The organism is Amycolatopsis sp. NPDC004772 (assembly GCF_053601215.1).
On record NZ_JBSGBK010000072.1, the window covers coordinates 1 to 19,898 of the forward strand.

Below are 19,898 nucleotides of genomic sequence, written 5' to 3' on the forward strand. Positions count from 1 at the left end.
GTGGTAAGGAGGGTTAGAACCCTCCTTACCACTCACGACCAGCCGCGGCAGACCACCTGAACCGTGGCCTGTCACTCCGGGTCGGTGGGTGGGGCGGCGGGGAGGAGGAGGGTGAACGTGGGTGGGGCGGGGCGGCTGAGGCGGAGGCGGCCGCCCTCGGCTTCGGCGAGGCTGCGGGCCAGGCGGAGGCCGATGCCGTGGCCGCTGGGCGTCGTCGCGAACGGGTCCGTTTCGCCCAGGTCCGGGCCTTCGTCGGTGACGTCGATCGCCAGCGCGTCCCCGGCGTCGCGGGCCAGGACCGTGACCGTGCCGCGGCCGTGCGTCACGGCGTTGTCCAGCAGGACGCCGAGCACCTGCCGGACCGCCGCGGCCGCCACGCGGGCCGCCGGGGGATCTTGACGGCTGATCCGCAGCTCCCGCCCCTGCGGCCCGAGCAGCGCTTCGCCCGTCTGCCGGACTTCCTCGAGAAGCGCGCCGAGGTCCAGCTCGGCCCGCGGTGCCCGGCGTTCGCGGCCCAGCGCCAGGAGGTCCTCGATGGTGCGTTCCAGCCGGTCGGCGGACGCGATGCCGGCGCGGATGGCCGCGTACGGGTCCGCCGCCGGTGTCTCCAGCGCGGCTTCGAGCTGCAGGCGCAGCCCGGTCAGCGGCGTGCGCAGCTGGTGGGACGCCTCCGCGGAGAACGCGCGCTCGCGCTCCAGGGTCTCGCCGATCCGGGCCGCGGTGGTGTCCAGCGTCTCGCCGACCTGGTCGATCTCGGGGATGCCCGCGCGCGGCGACCGGGCCGTGAAGTCGCCGTCGCCGAGCCGCTCGGCCGTGACGGCGAGCTCCTCCAGGGGCCGGACGAGCCGCCTCGTGAACCGCCGGGCCAGCAGCCAGCTGACCCCGGTCGTCACGACCGCGAGCCCGGTCATGCCGACCCAGGTCAGGATGATCTGCAGCCGCAGCTGGGACAGCGGCCGCGCGGCGCGGACCACGCCCGTCACCCGGGAGCCGCTGACCACCGGCACCGCCAGCGCCATTTCGTCGTCCTCGCGGCCGATGACGACGTCCGCCGTGGCCTTGGCGGCCTGCCGCTCGACCGCGCCGGCGACGGCGGGCCCGTGCCCGGCGAGGAGCCGCCCGTCCGGGCTGTAGACCGCGACGTCGGCTTCGGCTTCGTCCTCGTCCTCGGCTCGCGGCACCACGGGCGGCAGGCCGGCGTTCAGCTCGTGGGACACGGAGAGTGCGGCGGCGTCCGCCGCCCGCTCCAGGTCACCCTTCGCGTCGTCGTGGTAGTACTGCCACACCGCGAAGCCCAGCGGCAACGCGAACAGCAGGGTGGCGACGAGTGCGGCCAGCACCGTCAGCGAGGTGATCCGGCGGCGCACGGCTACCCCTCGGCGGCGGTCCGGGCCGGGTCTTCCAGCCGGTAGCCGTGCCCGCGCAGGGTGGCGATCCGCGGCACCTCGTCCTCGGGCCCGGCGGCTGCCGACAGCTTGCGGCGCACCGCCGCGATGTGCACGTCCAGCGTCTTCGTCGAGCCGTACCAGTGCGCGTCCCAGACCTCGGCCATCAGCGTCTCGCGGCTGACCGCGACGCCGGGTTGCTCGGCGAGCCGGGCCAGCAGGTCGAACTCCTTGGCGCGCAGCACCACCTCGCGCCCGCCCAGGGTGGCGCGGCGGCCGGCGATGTCGACGGTCAGCCCGCCGACGATCACCGGCGGCCGGGCCCCGGCCGGCGCGCCGCGCCGCAGGTGCGCCCGCACCCTGGCCAGCAGCTCGCCCAGCCGGATCGGCTTGGTGAGGTAGTCATCCGCCCCGGCGTCGAGGCCGACGACGACGTCCATCTCCTCCTGCCGCGCGGTGAGGATGACGAGCACCGCGGCCGGCAGCGCGGCCCGCAGCCGGCGGCAGACTTCGACGCCGTCGAGGTCGGGCAGGCCGAGGTCGAGCAGCACGAGGTCGAAGTCGCCGGACTCGGCGGCCTGCAGGGCGCTCCGCCCGTCGCGGCACCAGCACACCTGGTGACCGTGCAGCCGGAGGGTCGATTCGAGCACGCTGCCGATCGCGGCGTCGTCTTCCACCACCAGCAGGTTCGGCATGCCGGGAAGCCTAACCAACGACGCGCCGGATTCCGTCCGGCTGTGGCCTATTCCGCCCGCGTGGCGAGGCCGATCTGCGATATCCGCACCGAAGCGGCGGCCAGGGCTTCGGTGAACGCAGCGACTTCGCCGGGCCCGAACCGGCTGCTGGGCCCGGTGATCGCGAGCGCGGCCAGCAGCCGCCCGTCGCCGTCGTGCACCGGCGCGGCAACGCTGGACGCGCCCGCCTCCGGCTCACCGTGGCTGACCGCAGCTCCCTCGGTGCCGTCGAGGACCCGCCCGGCGGCCCCGGATCCGAGCGGCAGCTCGTCCCCGACGCGGCCGACGTGCCGGATCGCCAGCGGCCCCTCCTGCTGTGCCACGCAGACCAGCACGGAGGTGCTGCGGACGTAGAGGTTCACGGTTTCGCGGCATTCCCGGGCCAGCTCCCGCAGCACCTGGCGGACCGGCTCGGGCAGCTGCCACGCCGTGTTCGCCAGCTGCGCCCACCGCAGCATCCCGGGCCCGACGGTGATCCGCCCGTCCGGCCGCGTCCACAGCAGGCCGCGCTGCTCGCAGGTGGCGACCAGCCGCAGCACGGTCGTCTTCGCCAGCCCGCTGGCCGCGGTGAGGTCCTTGACCGCCCAGACCCGGCGGTGTTCCGTGAAGAGGGCGAGCAGGTCGAACGCGCGAAGCACGCTCCGCACCGAACCGTCGTCGTCTGCCTTCATGAGCGACCCCCGTCCGCCTGATGGACCCAGAGTACCGCCAGGCGGACCGGGTCAGCCCACGTATCGCTCGAACGCCGCAACGGTCTCCGCGAGCACCTCCGCCCCCGGCCGGGCCCAGAGGTCCGCGTTGAACACCTCGACCTCGATCGGCCCGGCGTACCCCGCCGCCTCGACGGCCGTGCGCAGGTGGCGGTGGTCGATCGGGCCGTCGCCGGGCAGCGCCCGGCCGAGCAGCGGGTCCGGGAGCGGCACCAGGACGTCGCACACGTGGAACCCGGCGATGCGCCCGGCGGCCGCGGCGATCGACTCCTCGATCCGGGGGTCCCACCACACGTGGAACTCGTCCACGATCACCCCGACCTGCTCGGCCGGGTGCTCGAGCGCGACCGCCAGCGCCTGGTCCACAGTGGACAGCACCGACCGGTCCGCGCACTGCATCGGGTGCAGCGGCTCCAGGCCCAGCCGGACCCCGCGCTCGCCGGCGTACGGCGCCAGCTCGCCCACCGCGTCGGCGACGCGCTGCCGGGACGCGGCCAGGTCGTTGCCCGCGATTCCGCCCACCACCAGCACCAGCACGTCGGCGCCGAGCGTGGCGGCTTCGTCGATCGCCTCCCGGGTCTGCGCCACACCGTCCACAGGGGACCCGTCCGGTGTCACGCCGGTGAAGAACCCACCGCGGCACAACGACGACACCCGCACACCGTGCTCCTCGAGCAGCCGCGCGGCCTCGTCGGCGCCGGTTTCGGCGACCTTGTCGCGCCACAGCCCGATCCAGCCGACGCCCGCGTCGGCGCAGCCGGCCACCGCCTCGGGCAGCGACCAGGACTTCGTGGTGATCTGGTTGAGGCTCAGCCGGGGGTCCATCACACGACCCCCGCCACCTGCAGGATCGGCCGCATCCGGACCTCGGCCAGGTCGGGGTCGGCCAGCACACCCGCCTCGTCGGCCAGCCGCAGCAGCGTCGCCAGGTGGGTGATCGTGCGGGCGGACTCCTGGCCGGCGATCATCCGGAAGTGGTCCTGGTGGCCGTTGAGGTGGGCCAGGAACACGACACCGGTCTTGTAGTGCCGGGTCGGCGCGCGGAAGATCTCGCGCGACAGCGGCACGGTGGGGTCGAGCAGCGCGCGGAACCCGGCCTGGTCGCCGGCGTCGAGGCGGGCCAGCGCCGCCGTGGCGACCGGGGCGAGCGGGTCGAAGATGCCGAGCAGGGCTTCGCTGTGGCCTTCGGCGTCCCCGGCGATCAACGACGGGTAGTTGAAGTCGTCGCCGGTGTAGCAGGCGACGCCGTCCGGGAGCGCCCGGCGGAACTCGACCTCGACCTCGGCGTCGAGCACCGACACCTTGACCCCGGCGATCGCGTTCGCGTGCTCGGTGCAGAGCGCCGCCAGCTCGCGGGCAGCGGCGCGGACGTCGGCGTGACCCCAATAGCCGGCCAGCGCCGGGTCGAACTGCTCGCCGAGCCAGTGCAGCAGCACCGGGCCGCCCGCTTCGGACAGCAGTTTCCCGTACGCCGCGTGGTAGTCGTCCGGGCCCGTGGCCGCCGCGGCCAGCGCGCGGCTGGCCATCACGACCGGGACCGCGCCCGCGCCGGCGACCAGGGCGAGCTGCTCGCGCCAGGCGTCCACAATGGACGCGACGGTGGCCGGTCCCGGCGGCAGCTGGTCGGTGCCGACCCCGGCGCACCAGCGCCGCCCGGCCGCGACCGCGCCGGTGCGGGTCACCAGCTCCCGCGTCGTCGCCCAGTCGAGGCCCATGCCGCGCTGGGCGGTGTCCATCGCTTCCGCGACGCCGAGCCCGGATGACCAGAGGTGCTCGCGGAAGGCCAGTGTCGTGTCCCAGTCCACGGCGTACGGCTCGTCGGCCCGCGCGTCCGCGACGACGTGCGCGGCGGCGTAGGCGGTGCGCGAGGCCGGCGGAGTCTTCGGGGGCGCGGGGGGCCGTGGCCCGGACGGCGACCAGTTCAGCAGCTCGCCGCCGGGGGCCGGGAGCACGAGCATCGAAGACCTCCGGAAGGGTCAGAAAGCGCTTTCTCAACCCACGGTAGGGCCTGTGCCGCGCCCGCGGCAAGGCCCGGTGGGGTCACCGCTTGGGGCGGCCGGTGCTTTCGCGCAGGACGACTTCGCCGGACAGCCGGACCGTCCGCGGCCGGGCACCCGCGGAACCCTTGATCGCCAGGTCCATCGCGCGTTCGCCGAGTTCCTCCAGCGGCAGCCGCACGGTGGTCAGCGCCGGGGCGAGGTCGCGGACCACCGGGATGTCGTCGAACCCGGCCACCGAGATGTCGCCGGGCACCGACAGGCCTTCCTCGCGCAACGCCGTCAGCGCGCCGATGGCCATCACGTCGGTGACGGCGAACAGGCAGGTCGGCAGCTTGCGCTTGCGGCCGGCGAGCAGCCGTTTCGTCGCCTCGTAGCCGCCGTCGCGGCTGAACGCGGCCTCGACGACGTCCTCTTCGCGCAGCTCGATGCCGTGCGCGGCGAGCTCGCCGGAGAACCCGGCCAGCCGGTCGATCACGGTGCTCAGCCGCCGCGGCCCGGCCAGCACGGCGAACCGCTTGTGGCCGAGGCCGGCCAGCTCCTTCGCCAGCGCCGCGGCGCCGCCCTTGTTGTCCGGCTGCACGGTGTCGATCTTGAGGCCGCGGTGCCTGCTGACCGCCGCGACCTGGCCGCCGCCGCGCCGGTAGGGCTCCAGTTCGGCGGCCATCGCGCGTTCCCACGCCCGGTCTTCGAACGCCGAGCCGATGAGCAGGATGGCCGCGGCCCGCTGCGCCCGCAGCGTCGAGACGTAGGCGACTTCGCGGTCCGGGTCGCGGAACGTGCCGGCCAGCATGACGAGCAGCCCGTTGTCGGTCGCCACCCGCATCACCCCGCCCGCGATGGCCGCGAAGTACGGGTCGCTGACGTCGTGGCAGATCACGCCGACCGTGCGGTGTGTGCCGCCGGCGAGGGCCTGGGCGTGCGCGTTGGGGGCGTAGGCCAGTTCGGCCGCGGCGGCGGACACCCGCTCCCGCAGGTCGGCGCGGACGGACGCGGTGCCGTTGAGCACCCGCGACGCCGTCGCGAGCGAGACGTTCGCGCTGCGTGCCACGTCTTCGAGTGTCACGTGCGGCCGGGCCTTCATGGCTGGCTCCTCCAAGATCGGTCTCGAGTGTCTCGGCGTGCTCGGTCGGTGCAATCTACTGGGAGGGGGGTGTGCCGGGAGAAGCCGCTGCTCGGGGGACCTCCCCCGAACGAGTGAAAACCGGCGGGAAGATCGCGCGCTTTGCGTGTGTTGCAAACAAGGAGAACCTTCAAGTGGTGAGCCCGCCACTGCCGACGTCCACGAAAGGAAGCACCGCATGTTGTTCGGTGACGAGCACGTCCGCCGCTACGAGGAGACCGATGGCGAGGTCGGCCACGAGTGGAAGGAAGGCGTCCCGACACTGGTCTTGACCACCACCGGCCGCAAGACCGGGCAGGAGCGCAAGTTCGCCCTGATCTACCAGGAAGTCGACGGGAACGCGGTGATCGTGGCCTCCAAGGGCGGCGCGCCGAACCACCCCGGCTGGTACTTCAACCTCGTCGAGCACCCCGAGGTCGGCGTCCAGATCAAGGCGGACAAGTTCAAGGCCCGCGCCCGCACCACGTCCGGCGAAGAGCGCGCGAAGCTGTGGGACAAGCTGGCCGCCGTCTGGCCGGACTACAACGAGTACGCCAAGAAGACCGACCGTGAGATCCCCGTCGTGGTGCTCGAGCGGCTCTGAAAGTTTTCGCTGTGATCTGCGCCGCGTTCGGCGCGGGCGGGGGCCGATCCGGCCGGTCGTGGGCTACGAATGACACTCATGGACCGCTGGACCGCCCTGGACCTCGAGGGTGAACTGCTCACCCGACGCCAGATGATCGCCTACGGCCGGCGCTTCGCCCGCGCCGGCCGTGGCGCCTGGTACAGCTTCGCCATCGAGGTGGTCTGGCAGTTCCTGGTCCAGTCCACCCGGTTCCGCGTGCGGGGCTCGCGCCACCTTCCCAAGACCGGCGGCGTGCTGGTGGCGTCCAACCACCTGTCGTTCGCCGACCCGACGACGCTCACGGCGTTCTGCCTCGCCGCCGGCCGCGTGCCGCGCTACCTGGCGAAGGCGTCGCTGTGGAAGGTGCCGGTGGTCGGCCGCGTGATGCGCTCGGGCCGCCACATCCCGGTCTACCGCGGCGCGGCGACGGCCGCGGAGGCCTACCGCGACCTCGTGGCGTCGGTGCGGGCGGGCGAATGCGTCGCGATCTTCCCGGAAGGCACGTTCTCGAACGACCCGGACGGCTGGCCGATGCGCGGCAAGACCGGCGTCGTGCGGGCGGCGCTGGAGACCGGGGCCCCGGTGATCCCGGTGGCCAACTGGGGGACCCACCACCTGCTGCCGTCGACGGCGAAGTTCCCGCGGGTGCTGCCGCGCAAGACCGTGGAGCTGCTCGCCGGGCCGCCGGTCGACCTCTCCGACCTCGTCGGGCGGGAGCTGACGCGCGAGGTGCTGGAGGAGGCCACGGCCCGGATCATGGCTGCGATCACCGAACTGCTGTCCTCCCTTCGGGGGAAGCGGCCGCCGCTGGCTGCCTGATTTTGTCGGTGGTGGGTGAGAGCCTGCCGGCATGACGATTTCCGGGTTCTCCTACGAGCGGATCCCCGTCGGGGATGTGCACCTCGGCGTCGCGCAGGGCGGCGCCGGGCCACCCGTGGTGCTGCTGCACGGCTTCCCGCAAACCCACCTCGCCTGGCGCGAGGTGGCGGTGCCGCTGGCGCGCGACCACCGGGTGATCTGCCCCGACCTGCGCGGCTACGGCGGCAGCGACAAGCCACCGGGCGACTACTCGAAGCGGCGCCTGGCGGCGGACGTCGTCGAGCTGGCCCGTGCGCTCGGGCACGAGCGGTTCGCGCTGGCCGGCCACGACCGGGGTGCGCTGGTGGCGTTCCGGGCGGCGCTCGACCACCCGTCGGCGGTCGGTCACCTGGCGGTGCTCGACGTGCTCCCGGCCGTGGACCTGTGGGAGTCGCTGACGGGCACCGGCGGCGTGTTCGCGTTCCACCTCTTCCTGCTCGCGCACCCGCCGCCGCTGCCGGAGCGGATGCTGGGCGCGGCGCCGTCGGTGTTCTTCGGGCACTTCCTCGACGTCTGGGTGCGCGACCCCGCGGCGATCCCGCCGGAGGTCCGGGCGGCGTACCTCGAGGCGGCCTCGACGCCGGAGGCGATCGCGGCGGTGTGCGCGGACTACCGGGCCAGCGCGACGGTGGACGCGGAGCACGACGCGGCCGATCGCGCCGCCGGGCGGCGGCTGGCGATGCCGGTGGCCGCGCTGTGGCAGCGGCCAGTGGGCGAGCTGCCGTTCGACCCCGCGGCGGTGTGGGGCTCGTGGGCGCCCGACCTGCGGACCCACGAGCTGGATTGCGGGCACTTCCTGCCCGAGGAACGGCCGGAGGAGGTGGTCGCCGCCCTGCGCGAGCTCGTCGCCGCGTGAGGTGCGGGGCGGGCGCCGTGTGAGGTGCGGGGCGGGGCGTCGTGTGAGGTCCGGACCGGAGCGTCGCCAGACGTGCGGGCTGGGGGCGCCGCGAGAGGTGCGGGCCGGGCGCCGTGTGAGGTGCGGGCTGGGGCGCCGCAAGAGGTGCGGGGCGGGGCGCCGTGTGAGGTCCGGACCGGAGCGTCGCCAGACGTGCGGGCTGGGGGCGCCGCCAGAGGTGCGGGCCGGGCGCCGTGTGAGGTCCGGGTCACCCCGCCCGACGCGGCCCGGAAGGGTAGCTTCGAGGCATGAGTGCACAACACTTTGATGTCGTCGTGCTGGGGGCCGGGGTGGGCGGCTACGTCGCGGCGATCCGCGCGTCCCAGCTGGGGCTGAGCGCCGCGGTGGTCGAGGAGAAGTACTGGGGTGGCGTCTGCCTGAACGTCGGGTGCATCCCGTCGAAGGCGCTGCTGCGCAACGCCGAGCTGGCGCACGTCGTCACGCAGGAGGCGAAGGCGTTCGGCATCTCCTCCGACAGCCCGATCAAGGTCGACTACACGGCCGCGTACGAGCGGAGCCGGAAGGTCGCCGAGGGGCGCGTCAAGGGCGTGCACTTCCTGATGAAGAAGAACAAGATCACCGAGTTCGACGGCCACGGCACGTTCGTCGACGACCACACCATCGAGGTCAACGGCTCGCGGATCACGTTCGATCACTGCGTCATCGCGACCGGCGCGACCACCCGGCTGCTGCCGGGGACTTCGCGCAGTGAGCGCGTGGTGACCTACGAAGAGCAGATCCTGACGAGCGAGCTGCCGTCGAGCATCGTCATCGCCGGCGCGGGCGCGATCGGTGTCGAGTTCGCCTACGTGCTGCACAACTACGGCGTCGACGTCACGATCGTCGAATTCCTCGACCGGATGGTGCCCCTGGAGGACGCCGAGGTGTCGGCGGAGCTGGCGCGCCGGTACCGCAAGCTCGGCATCAAGGTGCTGACGTCGACCCGCGTGGAGTCGATCGACGACTCGGGCTCGTCCGTGCGCGTGACGGTGTCCTCGGAGAAGAACGGCGAGCAGGTCCTCGAGGCCGACAAGGTCCTGCAGGCGATCGGCTTCCAGCCGCGCGTCGAGGGCTACGGCCTGGAGAAGACGGGCGTCGCCCTGACCGACCGCGGCGCGATCGCGGTGGACGGCCGCGGCCGCACGAACGTCGAGCACATCTTCGCGATCGGCGACGTGACGGCGAAGCTGATGCTGGCGCACGCGTCGGAGTCGATGGGCGTGGTGGCGGCGGAGACGATCGCGGGCGCCGAGACGATGGAGCTCGACTTCCCGATGATCCCGCGCGCGACGTACTGCCAGCCCCAGATCGCCAGCTTCGGCTGGACGGAGGAACAGGCCCGCGAGAAGGGCTTCGACGTCCAGGTGGCGAAGTTCCCGTTCACGGCCAACGGCAAGGCCCACGGCCTCGGCGACGCGGCCGGTTTCGTGAAGCTGATCAGCGACGCGAAGTACGGCGAGCTGATCGGCGGCCACCTGATCGGCCCGGACGTGACGGAGCTGCTGCCGGAGCTGACGCTGGCCCAGCAGTGGGACCTGACGGTGCACGAGGTTTCCCGCAACGTCCACGCCCACCCGACGCTGGGCGAGGCGGTCAAGGAAGCGATCCACGGCCTCGCGGGCCACATGATCAACATGTAGGGACGTCGAAGCGGAGCTCCGGCCGGTCCCAGCCGACCTTCGGTGGGTTGGCGGGGATCGTGCCGGTGCGCCGCGCGCCCATCCGCACGTGGCAGAAATCGAAATCCGCCGTGCCACGCCGGACCAGGCGCTCGCCTTGACCGCACTGGTGCGCGTCCTCGGCGTACCGAGGTTGCTATGCGTCCATTTTGGACGGTTACTCATCGCACGCCGATGCCGCGGACGGTACGGCAGGGCACCGACGATTTCCGCCTCGTGCTTGACCTCCAGTGCGCTCGAAGTTCGAGACTGGGGCCATGAAAGCCGTAGCGTTCACCGAATTCGGCGGGCCCGAAGTGCTCCGCGTCCTCGATCTTCCGGAGCCCCACGCCGGGCCGGGGGAGGTGCGGGTGCGGGTCAAGGCCGCCGGGGTGCAGCCGTTCGATGCCGCCGTTCGGGCCGGGTGGGAGCCGCCGCACCTCGTGCTCGGCTGGCCGCGGGTGCCCGGGAACGAGTTCGCCGGCGTCGTCGACGAGGGCGACCTCGGTGCCGGTACCGAAGTTCTCGGCTTCACCGCCGTGCAGGCCGCCGCCGAGTACGTCGTCGTTCCCGCCACCGATGTCACGCCGAAGCCGCCGGAAATGCCGTGGGAGGTCGCCGGCGGGTTCACCGCCGGGGCGCAGACCGCGTCCATCGCGCTGGAAACGCTGGACCTGCGCGAAGGGGAAACACTGCTGATCCACGGCGCCGCCGGCTCGGTCGGCACCGTCGCCGTGCAGCTCGCCAAGCTGCGGGGCGCCCGGGTGGTCGGCACCGCGAGCGAGGCCAACCAGGACTACCTGCGTGAGCTGGGCGCAACCCCCGTCGTCTACGGCGAAGGGCTGAAGGAGCGCATCCTGGCCGCCGCGCCGCAAGGTGTCGACGTCGTGCTCGACGGGGCCGGCGGAGCGGCGCTGGACGTCTCACTCGAACTGGTGAGAGCGCGGAACCGGATCCTCACCCTCGTCGACCACGACCGGGCCGCCGGGCTCGGGGTGCTCGTATCGAAGTCCGGACGCTCGGCCGCGCGGCTCGCCGAGCTGGCCGCCCTCTACGCCAAGGGCGACTTGCGCTTCCTCGTGCGCCGGGCCTACCCGTACACCGAGGCCGTCGCCGCGCACCGGGAAATCGAAACCGGGCACGGCCGGGGAAAAATAGTTCTCACATTTCCCTGATCGTTCCAGTATGTGGACGCGAAGGCGTTCCCGACTTTGGTCGCTGGAATCCGGCTCGGTCACTCCTTAGATTCTCCCCATTACACCCGGTCGGGTGTCATTCGGTCGAGTGGCCGAGTACCACAGGGAGACATCGATGGTGAGATTCAGCCGGGTCGCCGCGCACGCGGTTCCGCTGACGGTCGGCGCGCTGCTGCTGACGACGGGGGTCTCGGCGGCGCAGCCGTCCACCGTGGACGCTGCGGCCGCGCGCACCGAAGCGGGCATCAACGCGCTGCAGAGCATCAAGAAGAGCCTGAGCTCCGCCGAGCGCAAGCAATCGAGCCAACTCGTCGTCGAGAAGCGGTTGCGGGCCGACCGGTCGCTGGCCGCGAAGCTGCCCGAATACCGCTCCGGCGTCGGCGTCAGCAACACCGGCACCGTCTCGGTCGACATCGCCGCGCAGGGCCAGACCGTCGCGAACGCCATCAAGGCGGCGGGCGGCACCGTGCGCTACGCCGCGCCGGACGGTGCCGTCCGCGCCGACCTGCCGCTGTCCGCCCTGGACGCGATCGCCGGCCGGGCCGACGTCACCGAGGTCAAGCCCGCCGCGCAGGCCACCACCTGGAGCGAGCCCGGCAACCGCGACTTCCGCAAGGCCGCGTCCGCGCAGGCCGCCGCCGCGGCGACGCAGGTGTCCGAAGGGGACAAAGCGCACGGCGCCGACACCGCCCGCACCACCTACGGCGTCAGCGGCTCCGGCGTGAAGGTCTGCGTGCTGTCCGACGGCGTCGACTCCCTGGCGAAGTCGCAGGCGGCCGGCGAGCTGCCCGCGGTGGACGTCCTGTCCGGCCAGAAGGGCAGCGGCGACGAGGGCACCGCGATGCTCGAGATCATCCACGACCTCGCGCCGAACGCGACCCTCGGCTTCGCGACCGCGTTCACCAGCGAAGCCAGCTTCGCCGCGAACATCCGCGCGCTGCGCACCACCGGCAACTGCAAGGTCATCGTCGACGACGTCTCCTACTTCGACGAATCGCCGTTCCAGGACACGCAGGTCGCGCAGGCCGTCAACGACGTGACCGCGGCGGGCGTGCTGTACTTCTCCTCGGCCGGCAACTCGGGCAACGCGACCGACGGCACCAGCGGCTACTACGAGGGTGACTTCCGCGCCTCGTCGTCGAAGATCAGCGGCGTCACCGGCACCCCGCACGACTTCGACCCGAGCAGCACCACGCAGAACTTCGACGCGCTTTCGGCGGGCTCGCTCGGCAAGCCGGTGACGCTGTTCTGGTCCGACCCGTGGGGCAAGTCCGCCAACGACTACGACCTGTTCATCCTGAACTCGTCCGGCAGCGTCGTGGCCTCCAGCGAGAACGCGCAGTCCGGTTCGCAGAACCCGTACGAGATCGCGAGCGTGCCCACCACCGGCTCCGGCTACAAGGTCGCGGTGGTCAAGTACAGCGGCGCCGACCGCTTCCTCGCGCTGAACGTGATCCGCGGCCGGTTCGTGGCTTCGGGCTCGCTCAAGGCGTTCAGCACCAACGGTGTCACGAACGGCCACTCGGCCGCGGTCAACGCGTTCAGCGTGGCGGCGGCCCCGGCGGCGGGCGCGTTCACCCGTCCGCTGGAGACCGGCGACCCGGCCAACCCGGCGGGTCCGTACCCCGGCCTCTACACGGCGTCGAGCAAGTGGGAGCGCTTCTCCTCCGACGGCAAGCGCCGGCTGTTCTACAACGCCGACGGCACGGCCATCACCCCGGGCAACGTCTCCTCGACCGGCGGCACGGTCCGCAACAAGCCGGACATCACCGCGGCCGACGGCGTCGCCACCTCGGTGACGGGCTTCCAGCCGTTCTTCGGGACCTCGGCGGCGGCCCCGCACGCGGCGGCCATCGCGGCCCTGCTGCTGTCGGGCAAGCCGACGGCGACCCCGGCCCAGATCCGCACGGCCCTGGTGTCCTCGGCGATCGACCTGGGCACGCCGGGCTTCGACACGGTGACCGGCAACGGCGTGATCATGGCCGGCCCGGCCCTGGCCGCGCTGGGCGTGGCGGCGAAGTAACGGATGTTCCGCGAAGAGGGCCCGGCACGCGCCGGGCCCTTTTCGTTAGGGTCGGGGCATGGCGAAGACCGCGGTGGTGACCGGAGCCGGTTCGGGGATCGGACGGGCGGTGGCGCGGGCCCTCCTCGAAGACGGCTACCGGGTGGCGCTGGCCGGGCGGCGGGCCGACGCTCTCGCGGAAACCGCCGCGGGTTTCGAAAACGCCCTGGCCGTACCCACCGATGTTTCTGACGAACACGAGGTCGAAGCCCTCTTCCACGCCGTGCGGGAGCGGTGGGGGCGGCTCGACCTGCTCTTTAACAACGCCGGGATCTCCGCGGGCGGGACCGTGGCCGACCTGTCCGTCCAGGACTGGAAGCGGACCGTCGACGTCAACCTCACCGGGATGTTCCTCTGCGCGCGGCAAGCCGTGCTGGTCATGAAGGACCAGGACCCCCGCGGCGGCCGGATCGTCAACAACGGCTCGATCTCCGCCCACGTGCCGCGGCCCGCCAGCGTCGCCTACACCGCGACCAAGCACGCCGTCACCGGGCTGACCCGGTCGATCTCGCTGGACGGCCGGGCCTGGAACGTCGCCTGCGGGCAGATCGACATCGGCAACGCCGCCACCGAGATGACCGAGCGGATGGCCGCCGGCATCCCGCAGGCCGACGGCCGGGTCCTCGCCGAGCCGACCTTCGACGTCCGGCACGTGGCCGACGCCGTGCGGTACATGGCCGGGCTGCCGCTCGACGCCAACGTCCAGTTCCTCACCGTCACCGCGACGACCATGCCGTTCATCGGCCGCGGTTAGCTGCCTTCCGGGGGGAACGCGATGCAGCTGCTGTTCGAGGGGAACGACGTCGAAGAGCTGGACGAGGTGGTGACCCGCGAGTTCTCGCCCCACTGCCTGCGCGTCGGCCGGGGCGATCCCGCGCCCGGCCGCTTCCGGCGCCTGCACCGGCAGGGGCTGGCGCTCTACGAGCTGGGGTGGGGCCGCCCGGTCGAGGTCGCGGCGGGCGAGCTGCCCGACTTCTACAACGTCCACCTCCCGCTCGCCGGCGAGAGTGCGGTGCGGGTGGCGGGCCGCGAGGTCGCCGCGTCGTGCTCGATCGCCGGGCCCGGGATGACCCTGGGCATGTCCCTGCCGACCGGGTCGGACACCCTCATCCTGTTCCTGCCGCAGGCCGCGGTGGACAACGCCGTCGCCGAGCAGACCGGCGAACCGCCCGCCGGCGCCCTGCGCTTCGCCCCCGCCCTCGCGGACGGCGATCCGGCGGTGGCCGCGTGGCTGGCGACCGCGCGGGCCTTCGCGGAGTTCGCCGCGTCGCCGCTGGCGGCCCGGTCACCACTGGCGGCCGCGCACTTCGAACAGGTCCTTGTGCACGGCCTGGTGGACATCCAGCCGCACGACCACGTCGCCGCCCTGCCCGCCTACGCCCATCCGGCGCTGCCGCGGGTCGTGCGGCGGGCCATGACGTACTGCGAAGAACACGCGGGCGAGCCGGTCTCGGTCGCGGACATGGCCGCGGCGGCGCGGGTCAGCCCGCGCACCCTCCAGGAGCGCTTCCGCCTCGACTTCGGCACCACCCCGGCGGCCTACCTGCGGCGCGTCCGGCTCGACCGGGTGCACCAGGACCTGCTGCGCATCGCGGACGGTTCGGCGTCCGGGACGGTCGCCGAGGTCGCGACCCGCTGGGGCTTCACGCACCTCAGCCGGTTCGCCGCGTACTACCGCGAGGCGTACGGGCAACTGCCGTCGCGCACCGCCGGCCCGGGCCGTTCCGGCAATCCGGAATCCGCGGACCACTCGGCGGAAAACGGATAGAGGGCGCTCACGCGCCGTCCGTACGCTGGACGACGTCCGGGGGGTGTCCATGCCGGCATGGTCCGGGGGGTCCGTGCCGGCATGGACGACTGCGGATCCGCGCTAGGGGATGACCCGCGCCTTCCGGAACTCGTCGAACAGGCGGAAGAACATCTGCTCGGTCTCCACGTACTCGTGGAACCCCGCCCGGCGCGACTTCGACGTGTCGGCGAACATGTCGTAGTCCCAGCCGAACACGAAGTCGCCGAACGCCCACGACGCCGAAACGTCCCCATAGGACGCCGAGAGCCCGTGGTCGGCCGCCATCCGGGTCCACAGTGGACCTTTGTCCGCCATGACGTCCGCGAGGGACATCCGCAGCGGCGGCGCGACGTCGAGGCCGAAGTAGGCCGCCAGTTTCGGCCAGAGCTCGCGCCAGCGGAACAGGTCGCCGTTCGCGATGTTGAAGGCGCCCTGCTGCCCGGTCGCCCAGACCGTCGCCGAGGCCAGGAGGCCCGCGTCGGTCATCTCCAGCAGGCTGTCGTACGCGCCGGGCTTGCCGGGGAAGCGCAGCGGCAGCCCGAGTTCCTTCGAGATCGACGCGTACACCGCGATCACCAGCGCCAGGTTCATCGGGTTGCCCAGTGCCGTGCCGCCGACCACCGACGGCCGGATCGCCGACCACGTCCAGGACCCCGCCCGCCGCTCGAGGAACTGCTGCTGGTCGACGTTGAACTCCGGCGGCATGTGCCCGGCGTCGGTCTCGCGCGCCGGCGTCTTGAACGGCCCGAGGTGCGCGCCGTAGACCTTGTAGCCCTGCATCAGGCTGACGTGCTCCAGGCCGGGCGGGGCCGCGTCGACGAGGTTCGTCAGCATCGCCAGGTTCGGCGGGACCAGCTCCGCCCACGTCGGTTTGTCCTGGTAGGCGGCGTAGAAGAGGTGCGTGGCCGAGGTCAGCGGGGCGAGTTTCGCGCGGGTGTCGGCCGGGTCGAGGAGGTCGACGGCGATCGTGCCCGGGCCGCCGCGCCGGGAGAGGCCGGTGACGTCCCAGCCGTTCGTGCGCAGGTGCTCGGTGAGCGTGCGGCCGATGATCCCGTTCGCTCCGGCGACCAGAGCTGTCTTGCGTTCCATGCCTCCACGCTCGGCTCACGGATTCGATAAGTCCAAAGCTTAGTTGTCACCAAGTCGATAAACTGAGTTCATGACAAGTCTGCGGCAGCTCGAGTACCTGGTCACGGTGGTCGACACGGGGTCGTTCACCCGCGCCGCCGAGCAGCTGCACGTGACGCAGCCGGCGTTGTCGCACCAGATGCGGGCCCTGGAACGCGGCCTCGGCGGGCCGCTGCTGGAGCGGCTGCCCCGGGCGGTCCGGCTCACGCCGATGGGCCGGGCGATGCTGCCGCACGCGCGGGCGGCGCTGGCCGACGCCGAACGAGCGCGCTGCGCGGCCCGGCTCGCGTCCGGGACGACGGCGGGCGAGCTGCAGGTCGCGACGGTGTATTCGGTCAGCCTGGGCGTGCTGCCGCCCGCGCTGCGGGTGTGGCGGCGCGACCGGCCGGAGGTCGACGTCCGGCTGATCGAGTTCCGGCACGCCGACGAGCTGCGCGAGGCGATGGCCGCGGGCGAGGCCGACGTCGCGCTCGGCCCGCGCCCCGGCGACTGGGCGGGCCCGATGCGGGAGCTGGGGGTGGAGGAGTTCGTGGTCGTGCTGCCGGCGGACGGCGCGACGGAAGGGGACGCCACCGGGGTCGTCGACCTGGCCACCCTCTCCGGCTGCGCCTGGGTGCACTACGCGCCGGGCAACGGCCTGGCGGAACTGGTCGACGCGGCCTGCGCGGCGGCGGGCTTCCGCCCCCGGGCGGCGGTCCGCACCGAGCAGACGGCGGCGGCCCCGATCCTGGCGGCGGCGGGCCTGGGGCCGGCACTGGTGCCGGCGAACGTCCTGCCGGCCCGCTTCGACGGCCGGGTCCTGCGGCCGGCGGTGCCGGTCCGCCGGGTGCTGACGGCGTACACCCGCGCGGCTCCGGACCCGCTGACCGCAGCGTTCATCGAGACGCTCGCCGCGCACGCGACGGTCTAGAACGCCGGTTCATGACTCTGAACGGACCAGCGAAGGTTACGAATCGGGCATTCGACGCACAACGGGAGAAAGATCGCGCCCGAGTGGGAGCAGGATGGCAGCCGGTTCTCGCCTGGGACTCGCGGAGGTTCGGATGGGTGCGCAGATCGTCTCGATTTTCCTGCCGGCGGCGCTCGCGCTGGTGATGTTCGGCCTCGGCATGTCGCTGACCCCGGCCGATTTCGCCAGGGTGCTGAAGTATCCCAAGGCCGCGATCGTGGCGCTGGTGTGCCAGATGATCGTGCTGCCGGCCCTTTGCTACGGGCTGGTCGTGCTGTTCGGGCTCAACGGGGTGCTGGCCGTCGGCATGATGTTGCTCGTCGCCTCGCCCGGTGGGACGTCGGCGAACCTGTTCAGCCACCTCGCGGGTGGCGACGTCGCGCTCAACATCACCCTGACCGCGATCAACTCCGTGCTCGCGGTGTTCACGCTGCCGGTGGTGGTCGCGTTGTCGATGGCGCGGTTCATGGCCGGCGACGCGTCGGTCGGGCTGCAGCCCGCGAAGCTGGTGCAGGTGTTCGTGTTCGTGCTGGTCCCGGTGGCGATCGGCATGTGGGTCCGGCACCGCTCCCTCGCCTGGACCGAGAAGATGCAGAAGCCGGTGAAGATCGCGTCGATCGTCGTGCTGGCGCTGGCGATCATGTTCTCCATCATCGGGAACTTCAAGCTGCTGCTGGAGAACGCCGACACGCTCGCGCCGGTGGCGTTGCTGCTTTCCGTGCTGAGCCTGGCGATCGGCTACGGCGTGCCGCGGCTGCTGCGGGTCGAGCGGCAGCAGGCGATCGCGTCCGCCATGGAGATCGGCATCCACAACGCCGCGCTGGCCATCACCGTCGCCATGTCGGTGCTCGGCAGCGAGGCGATGGCGGTCCCGGCCGGCGTCTACGGCTCGGTGATGTTCGTGCCCGCCGCGCTGGCCGCCTACGCGTTGAGCCGCAAGCGTTCGAAGGTCATGAGCGTCACGGGCGTCTGAGGTCGTTCCCGAGCCGGTGACGCCAGGGATGGTCCTCGTCGAGGGCTTCCGCGAGCCAGCGGCGCCCGCCAGGTAAGGGATTCCACCGGCCGAGACGCCGCCCAGCGACGCGATCCGGCGGCGCACCGCGGGGTTGCGGCGGGAGACCCACTCGTCGCCCTCGGCCTTGTCCAGCATGAACTGGATCCGCCACGGCGCGGCCGCCGACGGGCGGCACTGGTCACCGACAGCGCGGCTCATCGAGCGCGGTGAGGTGAAGGTGCACCTGATCGGCGGCCGCCCGTGCACTTCGGTGACCTCCGTAGTGACCTCGCCGACTTTCCCGACCCGGATTTCACTCCGGCAACGCAGGGACGCCGGTTCCCAGCTCACGAGACGCCGATCCCCGCGAGGACCGGGCCGGTGAACGGCGTGGCCGGGACGTCGTGGACCCGCGAGCCCCAGACCGCGTGGCCGTGGCCGGTCCACAGGGGCGCCACCGGCAGGTCGCGCAGGAGCTGGTTCTCCGCCAGGCGGTACAGCTCGCCCGCCTCCTCCGGGGTGGCCGCCGCGTCCGCCAGGGCCAGGTTCTGGCGGAAGACCTCGTCCGCGTAGCCCGACTCCGCCGCCAGGCGGGACAGCAGTTCGTACGGGCTCGCCGTGGCCAGTTTGACGTCCAGGGTGGCCGGTCCGTCGAGCCGGCCCGTGCCCGGGGCGGCCTGTGCCGTCACGGAAACGTCCAGTGCCTTGTGCAATCCGACCACCAGGGTGCGCGTCCACGCCTCCGCGCCGGGTCCGAAGTAGACGGTTGCGCCGCCGGGGAAGGCCGCCTGCTTCAACAGGGCCTTGCCGGCCGCCGCGTCGAAGCTGCAGGGGCGGCAGGTGCCCGTGCGCTCGCCCGGGGCGTCGGAGGGCGGCAGCATCGCCTTGGCCGGATCGACCTGGTGCGCGAGCGGGCCTGCCTCCAGGGCCGCCCGGTCCACACCGAGGGCGAAACCGTGGCGGACCGTTGCGTCGGCGAAGCGGGGGTTGCCCACCGGGAACGCCAGGTAGCCCGCCTCGGGCAGGGCCCAAGACGCGTGGCGGTCGGCGAAGTCGCCGTGCATGGCCTCGTGCCGTTCGCCCGGGACCTCGGTCGCCAGGTCGAGCGTGCCCGTCTTGACCGCGTCGTACTGGGCCGCCGGCTCGCCGACCCGCAGCTCGATCTCCTCGGCCTTCCCGGTGCCGACGCGTTTGAGCGTGCCGCCCGAGCCCGGGTGCCAGCCGCCGTCCAGGCGGTACGGGCCGTTGCCGACCGGCGCCATCGCGAAACCGTCCCAATCTCCGGAAGCGAGCACCGAGGCCGGCAGCGGGACCAGGCCCGGCGCGGCGAGCAGCGCGGGCACCTGGCCGGACGGCCGGTCGAGGGTCAGCGCGATCGTGTCCGGGGCCGCCGCCTTGATCTCGCGGGCGCGCAGGAGCTTCGTCAGCACCGGGGAGGACACCCAGTGCGCCGCCGCGACCGCCCGCCAGGTGTCCACATAGGACTGCGCGGTGACCGGGGTGCCGTCGTGGAACGTCGCGGGCCGCAGCTTGACCGTCCAGTGCACCCGGTCGGTGCTCTCGATCGACGCCGCCGCGCGCGGGGTGACCTTCCCGGACGCCGCGTCGTAGTCGGCGAGCGGCGTCCACAGCGCGCCGGTCACCAGCCGGCCCGCTTGGTCGGCGAGGTCGGCCGGCAGCAGCGTCGCGGGCTCCCGGATGCCGACGGTCAGCACCCCGGGCCGGGCGGGGCCGGATCCCGAACAGCCCGTGACGGCGAGGACCACGACAGTGAGCAGGACGAACAGGCGCATGCGCCAGTCTTATCAGTCAGGAG

General features: G+C 72.7%; 18 protein-coding genes. 10 read left to right on the forward strand and 8 right to left on the reverse strand.

All coding sequences use genetic code 11. From position 1 onward, the window contains the following. Nucleotides 1-71: 71 nt before the first annotated feature. From ACWEF6_RS32220 to ACWEF6_RS32245, 6 genes are all read right to left on the reverse strand, one after another. Nucleotides 72-1,367 carry a sensor histidine kinase gene (locus ACWEF6_RS32220; protein ID WP_449686375.1) on the reverse strand — a complete coding sequence of 432 codons (1,296 nt, stop codon included), beginning with the start codon at nt 1,365-1,367 and terminating at the stop codon, nt 72-74. Between the two features lie 2 nt (nt 1,368-1,369). After that, the gene (locus ACWEF6_RS32225; protein ID WP_449686376.1) at nt 1,370-2,080 is read right to left on the reverse strand and encodes a response regulator transcription factor; all 711 of its coding nucleotides are present in this window, start codon (nt 2,078-2,080) and stop codon (nt 1,370-1,372) included. Between the two features lie 47 nt (nt 2,081-2,127). Next, nucleotides 2,128-2,790, reverse strand: a complete 663-nt coding sequence (locus ACWEF6_RS32230; RefSeq protein WP_449686377.1) for an IclR family transcriptional regulator — start codon at nt 2,788-2,790, stop codon at nt 2,128-2,130. 51 nt (nt 2,791-2,841) lie between these two features. After that, on the reverse strand, nt 2,842-3,654 hold the full coding sequence (locus ACWEF6_RS32235; protein WP_449686378.1) for a sugar phosphate isomerase/epimerase family protein: 813 nt from the start codon (nt 3,652-3,654) through the stop codon (nt 2,842-2,844). Further along, nucleotides 3,654-4,787, reverse strand: a complete 1,134-nt coding sequence (locus ACWEF6_RS32240) for a dihydrodipicolinate synthase family protein (protein ID WP_449686379.1) — start codon at nt 4,785-4,787, stop codon at nt 3,654-3,656. Before ACWEF6_RS32240 ends, ACWEF6_RS32235 begins: the two co-directional genes overlap by 1 nt. Nucleotides 4,788-4,869: 82 nt before the next feature. Beyond that, entirely contained in the window at nt 4,870-5,910 is a 1,041-nt protein-coding gene (locus tag ACWEF6_RS32245) for a LacI family DNA-binding transcriptional regulator (RefSeq protein ID WP_449686380.1), read from the reverse strand. Nucleotides 5,911-6,127: 217 nt separating this feature from the next. Between ACWEF6_RS32245 and ACWEF6_RS32250 the strand changes: the two genes are divergently transcribed. The 8 genes from ACWEF6_RS32250 to ACWEF6_RS32285 all read left to right on the forward strand — a co-directional run bounded on the left by ACWEF6_RS32250 (nt 6,128) and on the right by ACWEF6_RS32285 (nt 14,990). Continuing rightward, nucleotides 6,128-6,532, forward strand: a complete 405-nt coding sequence (locus ACWEF6_RS32250) for a nitroreductase family deazaflavin-dependent oxidoreductase (protein WP_310971327.1) — start codon at nt 6,128-6,130, stop codon at nt 6,530-6,532. A 69-nt stretch (nt 6,533-6,601) separates the two neighbouring features. Beyond that, the gene (locus tag ACWEF6_RS32255; protein ID WP_449686381.1) at nt 6,602-7,372 is read left to right on the forward strand and encodes a lysophospholipid acyltransferase family protein; all 771 of its coding nucleotides are present in this window, start codon (nt 6,602-6,604) and stop codon (nt 7,370-7,372) included. 31 nt (nt 7,373-7,403) lie between these two features. Next, entirely contained in the window at nt 7,404-8,267 is an 864-nt protein-coding gene (locus ACWEF6_RS32260) for an alpha/beta fold hydrolase (protein ID WP_449686382.1), read from the forward strand. A 287-nt stretch (nt 8,268-8,554) separates the two neighbouring features. Then, the gene (lpdA, locus tag ACWEF6_RS32265; protein WP_449686383.1) at nt 8,555-9,946 is read left to right on the forward strand and encodes a dihydrolipoyl dehydrogenase; all 1,392 of its coding nucleotides are present in this window, start codon (nt 8,555-8,557) and stop codon (nt 9,944-9,946) included. Between the two features lie 296 nt (nt 9,947-10,242). Further along, nucleotides 10,243-11,139, forward strand: a complete 897-nt coding sequence (locus ACWEF6_RS32270) for an NADP-dependent oxidoreductase (protein ID WP_449686384.1) — start codon at nt 10,243-10,245, stop codon at nt 11,137-11,139. Between the two features lie 136 nt (nt 11,140-11,275). Beyond that, nucleotides 11,276-13,183: a S8 family peptidase gene (locus tag ACWEF6_RS32275; RefSeq protein WP_449686385.1), complete on the forward strand. Its 1,908-nt coding sequence runs from the start codon at nt 11,276-11,278 to the stop codon at nt 13,181-13,183. Nucleotides 13,184-13,241: 58 nt separating this feature from the next. Beyond that, nucleotides 13,242-13,976 carry an SDR family oxidoreductase gene (locus ACWEF6_RS32280; RefSeq protein ID WP_449686386.1) on the forward strand — a complete coding sequence of 245 codons (735 nt, stop codon included), beginning with the start codon at nt 13,242-13,244 and terminating at the stop codon, nt 13,974-13,976. A 21-nt stretch (nt 13,977-13,997) separates the two neighbouring features. Next, on the forward strand, nt 13,998-14,990 hold the full coding sequence (locus ACWEF6_RS32285; RefSeq protein ID WP_449686387.1) for an AraC family transcriptional regulator: 993 nt from the start codon (nt 13,998-14,000) through the stop codon (nt 14,988-14,990). A 102-nt stretch (nt 14,991-15,092) separates the two neighbouring features. Here the strand turns inward: ACWEF6_RS32285 and ACWEF6_RS32290 are convergent, their stop codons facing one another. Further along, nucleotides 15,093-16,100 (reverse strand): SDR family oxidoreductase, encoded by a 1,008-nt coding sequence (locus tag ACWEF6_RS32290; RefSeq protein ID WP_449686388.1) that lies wholly within the window; start codon nt 16,098-16,100, stop codon nt 15,093-15,095. A 70-nt stretch (nt 16,101-16,170) separates the two neighbouring features. Here ACWEF6_RS32290 and ACWEF6_RS32295 point away from each other — a divergent pair, with 70 nt between their 5' ends. Both ACWEF6_RS32295 and ACWEF6_RS32300 read left to right on the forward strand, forming a co-directional pair. Further along, nucleotides 16,171-17,049 carry a LysR family transcriptional regulator gene (locus ACWEF6_RS32295; RefSeq protein WP_449686389.1) on the forward strand — a complete coding sequence of 293 codons (879 nt, stop codon included), beginning with the start codon at nt 16,171-16,173 and terminating at the stop codon, nt 17,047-17,049. A 133-nt stretch (nt 17,050-17,182) separates the two neighbouring features. Further along, nucleotides 17,183-18,061 carry a bile acid:sodium symporter family protein gene (locus ACWEF6_RS32300; protein ID WP_449686390.1) on the forward strand — a complete coding sequence of 293 codons (879 nt, stop codon included), beginning with the start codon at nt 17,183-17,185 and terminating at the stop codon, nt 18,059-18,061. A 368-nt stretch (nt 18,062-18,429) separates the two neighbouring features. On the opposite strand, the gene ACWEF6_RS32305 is transcribed toward ACWEF6_RS32300, so the two are convergent. Further along, nucleotides 18,430-19,875 (reverse strand): peptide ABC transporter substrate-binding protein, encoded by a 1,446-nt coding sequence (locus ACWEF6_RS32305; RefSeq protein ID WP_449686391.1) that lies wholly within the window; start codon nt 19,873-19,875, stop codon nt 18,430-18,432. Nucleotides 19,876-19,898 lie beyond the last annotated feature (23 nt).

Excerpts from the sequence above, each read along its gene's own strand:
- ACWEF6_RS32270 (WP_449686384.1), top strand. The coding sequence starts at position 10,243 with ATGAAAGCCGTAGCGTTCACCGAATTCGGCGGGCCCGAAGTGCTCCGC.
- ACWEF6_RS32300 (WP_449686390.1), top strand. The coding sequence starts at position 17,183 with ATGGGTGCGCAGATCGTCTCGATTTTCCTGCCGGCGGCGCTCGCGCTG.
- ACWEF6_RS32250 (WP_310971327.1), top strand. The coding sequence starts at position 6,128 with ATGTTGTTCGGTGACGAGCACGTCCGCCGCTACGAGGAGACCGATGGC.
- ACWEF6_RS32280 (WP_449686386.1), top strand. The coding sequence starts at position 13,242 with ATGGCGAAGACCGCGGTGGTGACCGGAGCCGGTTCGGGGATCGGACGG.
- ACWEF6_RS32240 (WP_449686379.1), bottom strand. The coding sequence starts at position 4,787 with ATGCTCGTGCTCCCGGCCCCCGGCGGCGAGCTGCTGAACTGGTCGCCG.
- lpdA (WP_449686383.1), top strand. The coding sequence starts at position 8,555 with ATGAGTGCACAACACTTTGATGTCGTCGTGCTGGGGGCCGGGGTGGGC.
- ACWEF6_RS32230 (WP_449686377.1), bottom strand. The coding sequence starts at position 2,790 with ATGAAGGCAGACGACGACGGTTCGGTGCGGAGCGTGCTTCGCGCGTTC.
- ACWEF6_RS32275 (WP_449686385.1), top strand. The coding sequence starts at position 11,276 with ATGGTGAGATTCAGCCGGGTCGCCGCGCACGCGGTTCCGCTGACGGTC.
- ACWEF6_RS32255 (WP_449686381.1), top strand. The coding sequence starts at position 6,602 with ATGACACTCATGGACCGCTGGACCGCCCTGGACCTCGAGGGTGAACTG.
- ACWEF6_RS32305 (WP_449686391.1), bottom strand. The coding sequence starts at position 19,875 with ATGCGCCTGTTCGTCCTGCTCACTGTCGTGGTCCTCGCCGTCACGGGC.
- ACWEF6_RS32245 (WP_449686380.1), bottom strand. The coding sequence starts at position 5,910 with ATGAAGGCCCGGCCGCACGTGACACTCGAAGACGTGGCACGCAGCGCG.
- ACWEF6_RS32225 (WP_449686376.1), bottom strand. The coding sequence starts at position 2,080 with ATGCCGAACCTGCTGGTGGTGGAAGACGACGCCGCGATCGGCAGCGTG.
- ACWEF6_RS32285 (WP_449686387.1), top strand. The coding sequence starts at position 13,998 with ATGCAGCTGCTGTTCGAGGGGAACGACGTCGAAGAGCTGGACGAGGTG.
- ACWEF6_RS32290 (WP_449686388.1), bottom strand. The coding sequence starts at position 16,100 with ATGGAACGCAAGACAGCTCTGGTCGCCGGAGCGAACGGGATCATCGGC.
- ACWEF6_RS32260 (WP_449686382.1), top strand. The coding sequence starts at position 7,404 with ATGACGATTTCCGGGTTCTCCTACGAGCGGATCCCCGTCGGGGATGTG.
- ACWEF6_RS32295 (WP_449686389.1), top strand. The coding sequence starts at position 16,171 with ATGACAAGTCTGCGGCAGCTCGAGTACCTGGTCACGGTGGTCGACACG.
- ACWEF6_RS32235 (WP_449686378.1), bottom strand. The coding sequence starts at position 3,654 with ATGGACCCCCGGCTGAGCCTCAACCAGATCACCACGAAGTCCTGGTCG.